Origin of the sequence: Paraglaciecola sp. MB-3u-78, assembly GCF_002835935.1 — a bacterium.
Taxonomy (GTDB): domain Bacteria; phylum Pseudomonadota; class Gammaproteobacteria; order Enterobacterales; family Alteromonadaceae; genus Paraglaciecola.
Window position 1 is genome coordinate 1 of the sequence record NZ_PJCF01000013.1, and the last position, 14651, is coordinate 14651.

Genomic DNA, 14651 nt, shown 5'->3' on the forward strand with positions numbered 1-14651 from the left:
CAAAAAGTGTGGGGTCAGGTCTTGAATTTTGTGCAAAATTCAAGACCTGACCCCTTATGTATGTACAAAATTCAAGACCTGACCCCTTATGTATGTAAAGACCTGACCCCTTATGTATGTAGTCCATGGACTAACATCTATTATTCCCTTACCTACCACTTTAAAAAGTAAGTTGTTACTTATCAGGGATTTAAACTACTCTAAAATTATGTAAATGCAATAAGTAATTACTACTTTAGTCTACTATGGGTTCGGCAGATTACCTTACTTCAATTGTGGCAAATATTAATATGTTCACTCAAAATAAAAAACAAGTTAGTCTCCAAATCTACCAAGGAATAATGGACGTTAATCATGAACAACCAAGAATACTCAGCTTATTGCTATAGCCAACTGGTACAGGTGTTTAGCAACACTCTCAAAGGACAAAAGGACGATAAGTTAAAGTTTCGTACCGAGGGGTTGTTGCAAGCTGGTAAGTTACTTGGCTTTTTTAGTCCAGACAATGCCAAAGAACTGATGAACAAAGCGCATATTGAAGTGTTCGGCCAAACCGTTGAAGAACGCAAAAATCACAAAGAACAGGTAAAAAAAGCCCTGATTGATGACGACAGTGATTTTTTCAACATTCCGGCTTACGAGCGACTTAAGGAGTCAGCTCGTTAAAAAATGTTTGTTGGACATTAATGAACTTGACGGTACTGTCAAGTTATTGAGTTCGGATGAATTGAATGATGATTTAGCTAGCTATGCCAAATTTTGGACACAACTTGCCCTATCCCACTCTACGAAAGCTCGGTCTCGCAAAACTCTATAATGACTCGCTTTCATGGAATGGCGACCAAGCCTAAATAGATTATTAACCACTTTCGGAAGGATCGGCTCGCTGCTTTCTTGTCTTTACGTTTTTGAACCAGAATGTCAATTTCATCACCATCCTGATCGACGGCCCGCCAAAGGTAATGCAGAACACCGCTGATCTTGATAAAGACCACACGATACCAGGTATCACCTAATTGCCCTCGGTTCTTCCTGATTTTACTACAATACCTTTGCCCGAATTTATCACACCAATTTCTAACAGTTTCGTAACTGACCGCTATGTCAGGATTGTTGTCGCCTCATTTTTTAATCAATGGAGACAATTATTCATAAAAACTTTCAACTTAATCCGTTGTATGAGTTAAAAAATGTCACTATTTTCTGCGTTAGGACTTATTATTTTAGCTGCAAATACGATAACCTTTAGGCATATTAAAAATATTGGTTACCAATGAATTCACAACTGGCTAAAAATACCAAAGTACTCATCGTAGATGATCAAGCTTTAGCTAAGGGATATATGAAATATTCCTTAGAGGAGCTGGGGTTTAGCGATATTACTTATGTGGATAAAATTAATCTTGCTCTAACCACATTAAGAAGTCAGCGATTTGATTTAATCATTTGTTCTTACAACTTAAAACACGAGCAAGATGGTTATTATTTTTATGATGAAATTAAAACCAATGGTGAGCTGCCTTTAAGTACCGCTTTTGTGTTTATTAGTGCCGATACTAATTCTGATTTAGTGCAAAGCATTATTGAATTACAACCTGACGATTTTTTAGCTAAACCATTTACAGTCAAAGAATTAGATCGCAGATTAAGCCGTGTACTGACCCGTAAAAAAGCCTTAAATGATGTCTATCTGTGTATTGATAAACATCAATTTGTTCGAGCCTTATCAGAGGTGGAGTTGTTTTTAGGCAAGCCTAAATATTCAGAGTTTTTCCCTTTGGCGCTGAAAATTAAAGGTGAAATGCTCACCGCCTGCGGCAACTTTCAACAGGCTAAGGACTTTTATTTAGCCATCTTAAAAGTGCAAACTTTTACCTGGGCGCAATTGGGATTAGTAAACAGTTATTTGCATCTCAATGAAGATGAATCTGCAGAAAAACTGGTATTACGCTTAGCCTTCAAACCAGACTCACAACTTGCCGCGTATGACCTGCTAACAGCCTTGCAGATCAAACAAAATGATTTTGATACCGCACTGGAGTGCGTGATGATGGCCACTGAGATTTCTCCTCGGAGTATTCGTCGGCATAAAACTGCTCTGGACTTATCTCGTATTACACATGACTATGAAACCCAATTCGAAGCGGCGAAAAAAATCGTTCGTTTTGCTAAAAACTCTATTCATGATAAACCTGAAAATTATTTAAACGTTGCCAGATCGGGTATCGACTATGCCATGACAACAGAGGCATCTGATACCGAGAGATTAATCAAACAAGCAAAGGAATACGTTAGGCAGCTTAAACAGGCGTTTCCAAAAGCAGATGTGCAAGAGCAGATGAAAGTTGTCAATGCGAGATTAATGTATCTCGAAGATGAAAAAGATAATGCTTTAGCTTTACTCAGTAAGCTAGACGAAGACAGTTGGGACAAAGAAGGCATTGAGGCCTTATTGGATAAAGCCAAGATATTTCATGATGTAGGTTTACATGAACGCTCACAAGCCGTGTTAAAACAAATAGAAGACCGTTGTAAGGACGATTCTGATCAAAATGAGATTTTTTTACATTATATCAATCAAGAAAAACAAGAGAAGTCTACGATTAAATTTAGTTCAAAAGACTTAAACAACACAGCAGTTGAATATTTTGAAAAAGGGGATATCGACCATGCCATGGAGGTATTTACTCAGGCCTTTGCCATTATGCCCAAAAATACTTCTATTGCCCTTAATCTGTTGCAAGCAATTTCATCACAGGCGGCAAAATTAGGTGCCCTAAACCTATCTAATCCTGTACTTAAAAAATGTATTAAAACGATTGAAAATAGTAAGTTAAATGATACGCAACAAGAAAGGTATCACAAGATCCGTACCATTTTAGATGCCTTGGCATAATTATTTTGACTAAACAGAAAGCGTTTACAATCCACCAGCAATATCATCACCTAAGAAGTTGATACATACCCAATAACCCTTTTGCGCAAAAAATTTAGCTGTTGCAGCACCAATTCCTCTACTCGCACCGGTAATAACCACTATTTTGTTAGTTTGCATAAAATCATCTACCAATATTTCAACGGGTGGTTGCGAAAATCGCGCATATATCGTTTAAAACAAAATTTACGTCACTTTTTGAGTGATATTAAAACGTGGCTCTTTATATTCCTCACTTTCTACAATATTGACCAAGATTGTCACGGCCAACCAGATATCCTCAAACGAGGTATACAGTGGGGTAAAACCAAAGCGCAATATATTGGGTGCACGGAAATCGGCTATCACCCCCTTTTCAATTAGAGCTTGGCAAATGGCAAACGCATCATTGTGTGAGAAAGCCAACTGACTGCCTCTTTGCTGCGCAATTTCAGGTGAACACAAGACTAAGTCCTGTAAACAATCGTTCATTTGAATAAGCTTAATAAATGCATCAGCTAACGCCTCTGACTTATTTCTAATCTGCAACATATCCACGTCCTGCCATACATCAAGGGCCGCATCCAAGGCACTCATAGATATCACACTAGGCGTACCACACTGAAATTGATTAATATTCGGCGCAGGCGCATATTTAGCATCAAAAGCAAAAGGTTTTGCATGCCCCATCCAGCCAGATAAGGGTTGTTTAAGCCCTTGTTGATGGCGTTTGGCTACGTATAAAAATGCCGGCGATCCTGGTCCACCATTTAGATATTTGTAACCACAACCCACCGCAAAGTCAGCTTCACAGGTATCGAGCTCCACAGGCAAAGCACCAGCACTATGGGCTAAATCCCAAATCACTATAATACCTTTTTCATGGGCAAGCTGGGTGAGCTTTGCCATGTCCAATAACCTACCGGTACGAAAATTCACTTGGGTGAGCAATAATACAGCTACAGACTCGGTTAAATTTTGCTGTATATCTTGCTCTTCAACCATTTGAAGTTGGCATAGGTCGGGTCCTAACAAATCACTCAACCCTTGCACCATATATAAGTCAGTGGGAAAGTTGTCTGTTGTTGACAACACCACTGTTCGCTCTGAATTCAGTGTAAGGGCACTACATAACAGCTTAAATAAATTCACAGATATAGAGTCACAACATATAACTTGGCCTTGGGCCGCGCCAATAATGGGCGCTATTTTTTCGCCCACTTTAATCGGCAAATCAATCCAGCTATGGCTATTCCAACTTTTGATTAAATCGTTTCCCCATTGCTGGCAAACCACCTCTGCCACCCTTGATTTGACCGATTTAGGCAAGGCGCCTAATGAATTGCCATCTAAGTATATGGTGTTGGCTGGCAGGTCGAACTCTAAACGTTTTTTAGCTAAAGGATCGGCTTTATCTAAGGCAATAATCTCATCAAAATTCATTTTGCTAATCCGTTTAATTGTTGGGTCAATGGATTAAAATAACCAGAGGTTTTGCTGTTTATTTTCAAGCTTGCTAACCTTTTTAGCTCGCCAAAGTAACGCGAATTGTAAAGGGTCTTCTCCATAGGCAATTTTATTGTCTGCGGGCCTGAAAGGTAATGCTGCAATTTTTGAGAAGGCAACATCCATCTCTACCTTTGGAAATTTTATGATGGGTTGCGAAGCGATGGCAGTGAGCGAGAGGATGCTCAGGGATAATATTAGTAACCAATTCACAATAGTCGATTTCCTTAATGAAAAAAGCAGCGTTAAAACTAACACTGCTTCTATACAAGCTAAACCAATATTTGGATTAGATCATTTCAACTGCAATTGCGGTAGCTTCGCCCCCACCAATACACAAAGTCGCGATACCCTTTTTAAGATTTTTTTGTTTAAGGGCGTGTAATAAGGTGACAATAACCCTTGCACCAGATGCGCCAATAGGATGCCCAAGGGCACAGGCTCCACCTTTAATGTTGACCTTGTCTGGGTTTAATCCGAGCTTTTTAATGGCCAACATAGTGACCATAGCAAAGGCTTCATTAATTTCGAATAAATCTACCTCTTCATGAGACCAGCCCGTTTTTTTAAATAATTTTTCCATTGCGCCCACTGGGGCAACTGTGAAATTTTCTGGTTCAATGGCATGGGAACTATGGGCAACAATTTTAGCTAAAGGTGTTAAACCTAAAGCTTGGGCTTTACTAGCAGACATAACCAACATAGCAGCAGCACCGTCAGAAATAGAACTTGAATTGGCGGCAGTCACTGTTCCGTCTTTTTTAAATGCTGGGCGTAAGGTGGGTATTTTTTCTGGTTTAGCTTGTTTTGGGCCATCATCGCTATCAATTAACACATCGCCTTTACGACTTTTAATAGTCACTGGGGTTATCTCGTCAACGAACAAACCTGCATCTTGAGCACTGTTGGCCTTTTGTAAACTGGCTAAAGCAAATTCATCCATTTGTTCACGAGTAATGCCTTCAGCATCGGCTGTTGCTTGGGCAAAACATCCCATGGCTTGTCCATCATAGGCATTTTCTAAACCATCGAGCATCATGTGATCTAGTACCTGCCCATGTCCCATGCGATAACCAGAACGGGCTTTTGGCAATAAATAAGGCGCATTGCTCATGCTCTCCATGCCCCCTGCCACTATCGCTTCTGCCGTGCCCGCTTTGATCAAATCATGGGCCAACATAAGGGCTTTCATACCTGAGCCACAGACTTTGTTAATGGTTGTTACGCCAGTTGCTAAGGGTAAACCTGCTTTTAACGACGCTTGTCTGGCTGGAGACTGCCCTAAACCTGCTGGCAACACACAGCCCATTATCACTTCATCGATATGTGACATTACTCCAGCAGAATCTGGGGTGGCTTCCAGTACAGCTTGAATAGCGCAAGCCCCTATTTCTGTAGTCGTCATCGGCGAGAGACTTCCCATAAACCCACCCAAAGGTGTGCGCTTTGCAGACACAATTACAATTGTATTATCAGACATAAAAACTCCTAAATTTTGATCTATTTACTATTTTGTTACCCACTGGCGTACAGGAATTTGCACGCTTTGGCTGTTATCACAATGACTGACTTAGCTAATATACGCTTTACAAGATTGATTTTAAAACCGTAACACTTTACATTTAGTTTCAGTTTACGTAAACGTAAACCTTATTACCAAATATTGATCTTACTAACCTGAGAAAATAATGAGTGAAATGACTTTTAGCATAGGCGAACTAGCCAAATCAATGGACATTACACCGCGCTCTATTCGATTTTATGAAGAGCAAGGTTTATTAAGCCCGACTCGTAATGGCCAAAATCGTATTTATATGAAAAAAGATCAGGTTCGTTTAAAACTGATTTTACGTGGTAAACGTTTAGGATTTTCCTTAGCGGAAACCAAAACCTTATTTGATTTGTATGACAGTCACCAAAATTCAAAAGTACAGCTAGAAGCTATGCTCAAAATGACAGATGAAAAACGTGCTCATATGCAACAACAACTAGAAGACATTGAAATGCTAAAGGCTGAACTAGAAGACGTAGAAGCCCGCTGCCAAGAAGAACTCAATGCCTTAACGCTCCATACCTTAAAACAAGGACAAACCGCATGAATGCCCCCTATCCAACCTTAAATTTTGGTCTCGGTGAAGATATCGATATGTTACGTGACCACGTATATAACTTCGCCCAAGGTGAAATAGCCCCCTTAGCGGACAAGGCAGATAAAAATAATAGTTTCCCAAATGAATTATGGCCGAAACTAGGCGCGATGGGGCTTTTAGGCGTGACGGTTGCCGAACAATACGGCGGTTCTGATATGGGCTATTTGGCTCACGTCATTGCCATGGAAGAAGTCAGCCGTGCCTCAGCTGGCATTGGGTTAAGTTATGGCGCTCATTCAAATTTATGCGTCAATCAAATCCACAAAAACGGCAGCGATGCTCAGAAAAAAACCTACTTACCCAAGTTAGTTAGCGGTGAACATATCGGTGCCTTAGCGATGAGTGAGCCAAACGCAGGCTCAGATGTCGTTAGCATGAAACTTCGTGCCGACAAACGTGGCGATGTGTATGTGTTAAATGGTAGCAAAATGTGGATCACCAACGGCCCTGATGCTCATACCTTTGTAGTGTATGCCAAAACCGATGTAACAGCCGGTGCCAAAGGTATGACCGCTTTTATCGTCGAACGGGGTACTAAAGGATTTACCCAGGCACAGAAGTTGGACAAATTAGGGATGCGTTCATCTAACACTTGCGAACTAGTTTTTCAAGACTGTGAAGTCCCAGCAGAAAACATTCTTGGCCAAGAAGGCGGCGGTGCAAGAGTGTTGATGAGTGGCTTAGATTACGAACGTGTGGTTCTATCCGGCGGACCACTGGGTATCATGCAAGCCTGTATGGACTTAGTGGTACCTTATATCCATGACCGTAAACAGTTTGGACAATCGATTGGTGAGTTCCAATTAGTACAAGGCAAAGTAGCGGATATGTACACCCAGATGAATGCTGCTAGAGCTTATGTTTATGCCGTCGCACGTTCGTGTGACAGAGGTGAGACCACCCGAAAAGATTCAGCAGGCGCGATCCTTTATTCTGCAGAGCTGGCAACAAAAATGGCTTTAGACGCGATCCAACTTTTAGGAGGCAATGGCTACATCAACGAATTTCCAGCGGGGCGTTTGTTACGAGATGCCAAGTTGTATGAAATTGGTGCGGGCACGTCTGAAATTCGCAGAATGTTGATTGGTCGAGAGTTGTTTAAAGAGTCAGCTTAAATTGCTTTTATAAAGAGCTGTTATAAAGAGCCCGTTTAAAACCTCCTTTTGCAAATAACCGGAGCAATACTGTGCCGAAAATCACCAGTAAGCTAAATACCAAAAGCCAAGAATTCTTGGTTAACGCGCTACACATGCAAGAGCAAGTAGACGACCTAAAAGATAAAATTGCGATCATCAAAAACGGCGGAGGCGAAAAGGCCAACCAAAGGCATCTTGATCGAGGCAAACTACTTCCTAGAGAGCGGATCAATACCCTACTTGACTCAGGCTCACCTTTTCTGGAATTGTCACAACTTGCTGCATACAAAGTGTATGAAGACAATGTTCCTGCTGCGGGTGTGATTGCGGGTATAGGCCGCGTGTCGGGCGTTGAATGTATGATAGTGGCCAACGACGCCACAGTAAAAGGGGGCAGTTATTACCCGTTATCCGTGAAAAAACACCTCCGGGCCCAAACCATAGCTGAACAAAATAATTTGCCTTGTATCTATTTAGTGGATTCAGGTGGGGCTAACTTGCCTCGTCAAGATGAAGTGTTTCCAGACAGAGAACATTTTGGCCGAATATTTTTCAACCAAGCCAACTTGTCTGCGCAAAATATTCCACAAATTGCCGTGGTGATGGGTTCATGTACCGCCGGAGGGGCGTATGTGCCTGCGATGGCTGATGAGTCCATTATTGTTAAAGAGCAAGGCACTATATTTTTAGGTGGTCCTCCATTAGTCAAAGCAGCCACAGGTGAAGTGGTCAGTGCACAAGACTTAGGTGGCGGCGATGTGCATTGCCGTACATCAGGAGTCGTCGATCACTTAGCCAACAACGACCATCACGCATTAAAGATTGCCAGAGACGCTATCGCCAGATTAAACCGTAAAAAAACAATTGAACTCGATGTACTCGAACCGGTTGAGCCATCCTATGCAGGTGACGAAATATATGGTGTTATCCCAAAAGATAAACGACAACCCTATGATGTAAGAGAAGTGATTGCACGTGTGGTAGATGGGTCAGAGTTTGATGAATTTAAAGCGTTATATGGTCAAACACTGATCTGCGGTTTTGCCAGAATTTTTGGTTACCCCGTGGGCATAGTCGCCAACAACGGTATTTTATTTTCAGAATCAGCGCAAAAAGGCGCACACTTTATTGAGCTCTGTGCCCAGCGCAAAATTCCCTTAGTGTTTCTACAAAACATTACTGGATTTATGGTGGGCAAACAATACGAAGCAGGCGGCATAGCAAAACATGGCGCGAAAATGGTCACAGCAGTAGCCTGTGCCAAAGTACCTAAATTCACCATCTTGATTGGTGGAAGTTTTGGTGCAGGCAATTACGGCATGTGTGGCCGTGCTTATGATCCACGTTTTATGTTTATGTGGCCTAACGCCCGCATCTCTGTGATGGGAGGCGAACAAGCAGCAGGTGTGCTTGCGCAAGTTAAACGTGAACAAAAAGAGCGTGTCAACGAGCAATGGAGTGCAGAGCAAGAAACCCAGTTCAAACAACCTATTATTGATACCTACGAAACCCAAGGTCATCCTTATTATGCTTCAGCAAGGTTGTGGGACGACGGTGTAATAGACCCAGCTGACACCCGCCAGGTGTTAGGATTGTGTATTTCAGCTAGTTTAAATAAACCTATAGAGGACACCCGGTTTGGCGTCTTTAGAATGTAAGGATGAGAATATAATGAATCAAACCGATAAAGTTCTATTTAATATAGATACAAGAGGTGTGGCTACCGTCACCTTAAATCAGCCAGAGATCCATAATGCCTTTGACGATAAGTTGATTCTGGAACTAACGGACATATTTAGCCGCGTTAATCAGGATCAAAATATTCGGGTAATGGTGTTGGCAGCAGCGGGAAAAAGCTTTAGTGCTGGCGCCGATTTAAACTGGATGCAGCGCATGGCAACCTATAGCTATGAGCAGAATCTGGCCGATGCCAATGCCTTAGCTAAGATGTTTTTTATCCTCAACACTATCGACAAACCCACTATTGCTAGAGTACAAGGTGCAGCGTTTGGTGGTGCCGTGGGTTTGGTGGCCTGTTGTGATATGGCCATTGGTAGTAAGTTAAGTAAGTTTTGTTTAAGCGAAGTTAAGCTAGGATTGATCCCAGCCACCATCAGCCCTTACGTGATTGATGCCTTAGGTGCCAGAATAGCAAGACGCTATTTTACCACTGCCGAGGTATTTTCTGCCACTCGCGCTAGACGTTTAGGGCTTCTTAGTGAAGCAGTAGTAGAGGAAGAACTCGACCGCACCATTGAAAACCTAATTGAACATATTCTAAAAAACTCCCCCGCTGCCATCCGAGAAGCTAAACAACTTGTTTTTGATGTACAGAATCAGCCTATTACTGATGAACTTTTAGCTAAGACTAGCGAAAAAATTGCCGAGCTTCGAGTCTCTGAACAAGGTCAAGAAGGCCTCAATGCGTTTTTACAGAAACGCCGAGCCAACTGGATAAAAGAATAACGGAGTAAACCATGTTCACTAAATTATTGATTGCTAATCGCGGAGAAATTAGTTGCCGCATTATCAAAACAGCCAAACGTATGGGTATATTAACCGTTGCCTTGTATTCAGATGCCGACCAACACGCTTTACATGTGAAGATGGCTGACGAAGCGATTCATGTCGGCCCTTCCCCATCTAAAGACAGTTATCTTCAAGCTGAAAAAATCATTCAAATCGCGCTAAAAGTCGGCGCAGATGCGATTCACCCAGGCTATGGGTTTTTATCAGAAAACGCCGCGTTTGCAAATTTGTGTGAGCAAAATAATATTGTATTTGTAGGTCCACCTGTTAGTGCTATTGAGGCTATGGGTTCAAAATCGGCTGCCAAAAATATAATGGAGCTTGCCAAGGTGCCATTAGTACCGGGCTACCATGGTGACGACCAAAGTGTCGACGGCTTAAAATCTCACGCAGACAAAATGGGCTACCCTGTATTGCTCAAAGCGGCTGCCGGTGGTGGTGGTAAAGGCATGCGCCAAGTATGGAAAAGCAGCGAATTTAACGATGCGTTAGCAGCCGCAAAACGTGAGGCGATGTCGAGCTTTAACGATGACTTGATGTTAGTCGAAAAATACCTCACCGAACCGCGTCATGTTGAAATTCAAGTGTTCTGTGACAACTTTGGCGATGGGGTCTATTTGTTTGAGCGGGACTGTTCGGTACAACGTCGCCATCAAAAAATCATCGAAGAGGCTCCTGCTTTTGGCATGACACAAGCGTTGCGAGCGCAAATGGGCGAAGCCGCATTAAAAGCAGCTAAAGCCATCCATTACGCCGGAGCTGGTACAGTAGAGTTTCTGTTAGACAGTGATGGGCAATTCTATTTTATGGAAATGAATACCCGTTTACAGGTCGAGCATCCCGTCACTGAAATGATCACTGGACAGGATTTAGTTGAATGGCAACTGCGAGTCGCCAACAACGAACCCTTGCCATTGGCACAAGATGCCCTAAAAATTAATGGTCATGCTTTTGAAGCAAGAATTTATGCTGAAGATCCAAATAATGACTTTTTACCCGCGACCGGCAGATTATCTCTACTGCAACCACCGATTGAATCACGGCATGTTCGCGTAGACACCGGAGTGGTACAAGGTGATGAAGTATCCGTTTTTTATGATCCCATGATCGCAAAATTAATTGTTTGGGACGAAAACCGAGACATGGCCCTAGCTAGATTAACCAAAGCTTTAACCGAGTATCATATTGACGGTGTTGTCACTAACATTGAATTTTTGTATAACTTAGCCAACAGTGCCCCCTTTAAAGCTGAGCAAATTGACACAGGCTTTATAGAAAAAAATCAAGACTTGTTACTGCTTAACGATAAGCAAGATATTAAGGATTTATTACCCATAGCTGCATTGTATTTGATGCTTAGTAGTCAACAAAACAGCGCGTCAAATGTTCAAGACCAATATTCACCTTGGTCGTTAAGTAATGCGTGGCGAGCGAATGAGCAACACCTTCAAAACTTAGAATTGGTGGTGGGCGACAATGCTTTTTGCGTACAGGTCAGCCAAACGGGTGTAGGTAGCCATAGTGTGTTTGATATCAAAGTCAATCAGCAAGCATATCAATGCTCAGGAGTAATTGAGAAAAACCAATTAACATCCACCATTAATGGACACAAAACACTCGCCAATGTTAACGCCCATCAAGATGGCCACTCTGTATTTTGTAATGGCAAAGTCATCCGTTTTAAATCAATCCAGGCTGATTTAGGTGATACTCAAGACAATAACGCAGACGCAGGGTTTATCGCGCCTATGAACGGCACGGTTGTGGCTATTTTAGTCGAACTAGGCCAACAAGTTGCACTAGGACAAACCTTAATGGTGATGGAAGCCATGAAGATGGAACATAGTTTAAAAGCCCCTGCCGCAGGTTGTGTTAAAGAATTTTATTTTAAAGCAGGTGAGTTGGTCGATGGCGGTGCCGAATTACTGAATTTTCAAGCTGCTGAAGTTTTACAAACTAACAAAGAGTCATCTGAAAATGTTACCTAAGTCGGTCAAAATAGTCGAAGTCGGCCCAAGAGACGGCTTACAAAATGAACAAGAGTTGGTGCCCTTAGCAGCCAAGGTTGCATTAGTCGAACAATTAGCTGACGCAGGTTGTACTGTGATAGAAACAGGTAGCTTTGTCTCACCTAAGTGGGTCCCACAAATGGCTGATAGCGCTGCGGTGTTTCAGCAAATCAAACGACAACCCAATGTTCGTTATACGGCGCTAACCCCTAATTTACGTGGTATAGAGGCAGCAATCGAGGCAAAAGCTGACGAAGTGGCTATTTTTGGTGCCGCGTCGGAGGCATTTTCACAAAAAAACATCAACTGCTCTATCGCCGAAAGCCTAGAGCGCTTTTTACCTGTGATAGAGCTGGCGCAAAAACATCATCTACCCGTTCGGGGTTATGTATCTTGTGTATTGGGCTGTCCTTATGAAGGTTATATTGACCCACAAAAAGTAGCAGAGGTTAGTCAACGGTTAATTGATATGGGCTGCTATGAAGTATCCCTAGGCGATACCATTGGTGTAGGGACTCCTATAAAAACCCAGAAGATGTTAGCTGCCGTTTTAAACAATATCCCAGAAGATAAACTAGCCGTGCATTTTCATGATACCTACGGCCAAGCACTGGCTAATATATTGGTTGCCCTGCAACAGGGTATATCGGTGGTAGATAGTGCGGTATCGGGTTTGGGTGGCTGCCCTTATGCCAAAGGTGCCTCTGGCAATGTCGCCACAGAAGATTTAGTCTATATGCTCGATGGTATGAATATCAAAACAGGTATCAATCTTAAACAGCTGACTCAGGCTGGATTAAAAATGATGCAAGCATTAGGTAGACAATCGAACTCCAAAGTAGCTCGAGCAATAACAGCATAAGGATAGTTTCTTGACTGAACAAACCCCATCTCGCCCCACACTACCTGCAAATGTCAGAGTGATGATTGCATTAACCGCATCACCTACTCTGTTGGTGGTGGGTATGTTGCTTTACACCTTGTTTTATGATGGTTGGCGCAGTGTTTCTATCAGCATGATCATCTTTTCGATGCTCTGTTGTTTAGCTTACTACGTGGTTATCAGTGGTCACCCACCGCGCCTTTCCATGAAAAAGCGTGATAAAAAAAGTGATAAAACCATAAACTAGCACGAGTTTAAAAAGTCATTCGGGTACAATACATGTATACCCTTAAGTTACACAAACAGCAGTAAGGTAGATTGAATGGAATTTTTTACTTGGGATGTAAACCCAGTATTAATAGAGTTTTTCGGATTAAAAATACATTGGTATGGTGCCTTATTTGCTACTGCTATTTTAGCGGGTTTGCAAGTCATGAAATGGATCTTCCAACAAGAAAAAATCAAATTAGAATTACTTGATTCACTGCTGATGTATTGTGTTTTCGGCATTATTGTAGGTGCCAGACTCGGCCATTGTTTATTCTATGACCCAGAATTTTACCTCAGTAACCCGCTGAAAATATTAGCTATATGGGAGGGAGGCCTTGCCAGCCATGGTGGTGGTTTAGGTGTGATCATTGCTGTATATTTTTTCCAAAGAAAACATAAAGTTAAGTATTTGTGGTTATTAGACAGGCTCGCTATTGCGACTGCATTGTTTGGCTTCTTTGTGCGTTTTGCTAATTTTATGAATTCCGAGATTATTGGTATTCAGACTGATGTTCCTTGGGCTGTGGTATTTGCGCGTATTGATCTATTGCCTAGGCATCCAGCTCAACTCTATGAGTCATTGTCTTACTTAAGCATATTTATAGCCTTGATCTTGTTATATCGTTTTTCCAACATCAAAAAGCAATCAGGCGCACTATTTGGTGGTTTTTTATGTTTAGTATTTACCGCTAGATATCTCATCGAATTTGTTAAAGTCAAACAAGCCGCTTATGCCTCAGATACGCTCATAAGCACAGGGCAACTATTAAGTATTCCTTTTTTTGTGGTTGGTATTTATTTGCTGCTAAATGCATGGAAAAAAAGTCGTACTTAACCGACCTTACACCTAGTTGAAGTGTCATCCAGAGCTGATATTTTAGGTTACTGGATGGCACTTCACTTCTAATGCTTTGTTATACATTTAGTCCCATTAGGTTTCAAAGGCCTGCAGTACGTTTGATGCTGAGTAATTTACAGATAGCGAACTGCGAAATTGATGTGGAATTGCGCAACTGTAGTTTTAGATTTATCTAATGTCATGATGTTGCAGTGAGAAAACAATTTGGATGATATTGATTTTTATCGAGTAATACTAATCCCCATAGATATATTGAGTAAGTTAAGAAATAGCAACTGGGTTTATCGTTAAGCCTTAGATCACCTACCAACTTTTAACTCAAATCGAAAAGGTCATGAATTTAAGGCAAGCGGCACGTCTTAACCAGACGTTTAGGTTATCTACAATTAATATTT

General features: G+C 41.8%; 14 protein-coding genes and 1 pseudogene. 10 read left to right on the plus strand and 5 right to left on the minus strand.

Annotation, left to right across the window (positions count from 1 at the left end; translation table 11 throughout):
• The first annotated feature begins 354 nt into the window (after positions 1–354).
• Positions 355–666, plus strand: coding sequence for a hypothetical protein (locus CXF95_RS23865; protein ID WP_101201019.1), 312 nt, complete (start codon positions 355–357; stop codon positions 664–666).
• Positions 667–827: 161 nt separating this feature from the next.
• Here the strand turns inward: CXF95_RS23865 and CXF95_RS30910 are convergent, their stop codons facing one another.
• Positions 828–995 carry a DDE-type integrase/transposase/recombinase gene (locus CXF95_RS30910; RefSeq protein ID WP_232788013.1) on the minus strand — a complete coding sequence of 56 codons (168 nt, stop codon included), beginning with the start codon at positions 993–995 and terminating at the stop codon, positions 828–830.
• Between the two features lie 278 nt (positions 996–1273).
• Between CXF95_RS30910 and CXF95_RS23875 the strand changes: the two genes are divergently transcribed.
• Positions 1274–2896 (plus strand): response regulator, encoded by a 1623-nt coding sequence (locus CXF95_RS23875; RefSeq protein ID WP_101201020.1) that lies wholly within the window; start codon positions 1274–1276, stop codon positions 2894–2896.
• 36 nt (positions 2897–2932) lie between these two features.
• Here the strand turns inward: CXF95_RS23875 and CXF95_RS23880 are convergent.
• The 4 genes and pseudogenes from CXF95_RS23880 to CXF95_RS23895 all read right to left on the minus strand — a co-directional run.
• Positions 2933–3055 (minus strand): annotated as a pseudogene (locus tag CXF95_RS23880) (SDR family NAD(P)-dependent oxidoreductase); the annotation flags it as partial.
• A gap of 66 nt (positions 3056–3121) precedes the next feature.
• On the minus strand, positions 3122–4357 hold the full coding sequence (kynU, locus tag CXF95_RS23885; protein ID WP_101201021.1) for a kynureninase: 1236 nt from the start codon (positions 4355–4357) through the stop codon (positions 3122–3124).
• 33 nt (positions 4358–4390) lie between these two features.
• The gene (locus tag CXF95_RS30085) at positions 4391–4633 is read right to left on the minus strand and encodes a hypothetical protein (RefSeq protein WP_198556690.1); all 243 of its coding nucleotides are present in this window, start codon (positions 4631–4633) and stop codon (positions 4391–4393) included.
• Between the two features lie 76 nt (positions 4634–4709).
• Complete coding sequence (locus CXF95_RS23895) at positions 4710–5900, minus strand: thiolase family protein (protein WP_101201022.1); 1191 nt, start codon at positions 5898–5900, stop codon at positions 4710–4712.
• A gap of 208 nt (positions 5901–6108) precedes the next feature.
• On the opposite strand from CXF95_RS23895, the gene CXF95_RS23900 reads away from it, so the two are divergent.
• The 8 genes from CXF95_RS23900 to lgt all read left to right on the plus strand — a co-directional run bounded on the left by CXF95_RS23900 (position 6109) and on the right by lgt (position 14232).
• The gene (locus CXF95_RS23900) at positions 6109–6519 is read left to right on the plus strand and encodes a MerR family DNA-binding transcriptional regulator (RefSeq protein WP_101201023.1); all 411 of its coding nucleotides are present in this window, start codon (positions 6109–6111) and stop codon (positions 6517–6519) included.
• The gene (locus CXF95_RS23905) at positions 6516–7685 is read left to right on the plus strand and encodes an isovaleryl-CoA dehydrogenase (RefSeq protein WP_101201024.1); all 1170 of its coding nucleotides are present in this window, start codon (positions 6516–6518) and stop codon (positions 7683–7685) included. The genes CXF95_RS23900 and CXF95_RS23905 overlap by 4 nt, the downstream gene beginning before the upstream one ends.
• Positions 7686–7756: 71 nt before the next feature.
• On the plus strand, positions 7757–9364 hold the full coding sequence (locus tag CXF95_RS23910; protein WP_101201025.1) for a carboxyl transferase domain-containing protein: 1608 nt from the start codon (positions 7757–7759) through the stop codon (positions 9362–9364).
• A gap of 13 nt (positions 9365–9377) precedes the next feature.
• Positions 9378–10172 carry an enoyl-CoA hydratase/isomerase family protein gene (locus CXF95_RS23915; RefSeq protein WP_101201026.1) on the plus strand — a complete coding sequence of 265 codons (795 nt, stop codon included), beginning with the start codon at positions 9378–9380 and terminating at the stop codon, positions 10170–10172.
• An 11-nt stretch (positions 10173–10183) separates the two neighbouring features.
• Positions 10184–12223, plus strand: a complete 2040-nt coding sequence (locus tag CXF95_RS23920) for an acetyl/propionyl/methylcrotonyl-CoA carboxylase subunit alpha (protein WP_101201027.1) — start codon at positions 10184–10186, stop codon at positions 12221–12223.
• On the plus strand, positions 12213–13106 hold the full coding sequence (locus CXF95_RS23925; protein ID WP_101201028.1) for a hydroxymethylglutaryl-CoA lyase: 894 nt from the start codon (positions 12213–12215) through the stop codon (positions 13104–13106). The genes CXF95_RS23920 and CXF95_RS23925 overlap by 11 nt, the downstream gene beginning before the upstream one ends.
• Before the next feature lie 10 nt (positions 13107–13116).
• Positions 13117–13374, plus strand: a complete 258-nt coding sequence (locus CXF95_RS23930) for a hypothetical protein (protein WP_101201029.1) — start codon at positions 13117–13119, stop codon at positions 13372–13374.
• 75 nt (positions 13375–13449) lie between these two features.
• A complete protein-coding gene (gene lgt / locus CXF95_RS23935) occupies positions 13450–14232 on the plus strand; it encodes a prolipoprotein diacylglyceryl transferase (protein WP_101201030.1) in 783 nt (260 codons plus the stop codon).
• Positions 14233–14651: the final 419 nt, after the last annotated feature.

Coding starts and splice junctions, on each gene's coding strand:
- CXF95_RS23865 (WP_101201019.1), top strand. CDS start 355: ATGAACAACCAAGAATACTCAGCTTATTGCTATAGCCAACTGGTACAG.
- CXF95_RS23875 (WP_101201020.1), top strand. CDS start 1,274: ATGAATTCACAACTGGCTAAAAATACCAAAGTACTCATCGTAGATGAT.
- kynU (WP_101201021.1), bottom strand. CDS start 4,357: ATGAATTTTGATGAGATTATTGCCTTAGATAAAGCCGATCCTTTAGCT.
- CXF95_RS23895 (WP_101201022.1), bottom strand. CDS start 5,900: ATGTCTGATAATACAATTGTAATTGTGTCTGCAAAGCGCACACCTTTG.
- CXF95_RS23900 (WP_101201023.1), top strand. CDS start 6,109: ATGAGTGAAATGACTTTTAGCATAGGCGAACTAGCCAAATCAATGGAC.
- CXF95_RS23905 (WP_101201024.1), top strand. CDS start 6,516: ATGAATGCCCCCTATCCAACCTTAAATTTTGGTCTCGGTGAAGATATC.
- CXF95_RS23915 (WP_101201026.1), top strand. CDS start 9,378: ATGAATCAAACCGATAAAGTTCTATTTAATATAGATACAAGAGGTGTG.
- CXF95_RS23920 (WP_101201027.1), top strand. CDS start 10,184: ATGTTCACTAAATTATTGATTGCTAATCGCGGAGAAATTAGTTGCCGC.
- CXF95_RS23925 (WP_101201028.1), top strand. CDS start 12,213: ATGTTACCTAAGTCGGTCAAAATAGTCGAAGTCGGCCCAAGAGACGGC.
- lgt (WP_101201030.1), top strand. CDS start 13,450: ATGGAATTTTTTACTTGGGATGTAAACCCAGTATTAATAGAGTTTTTC.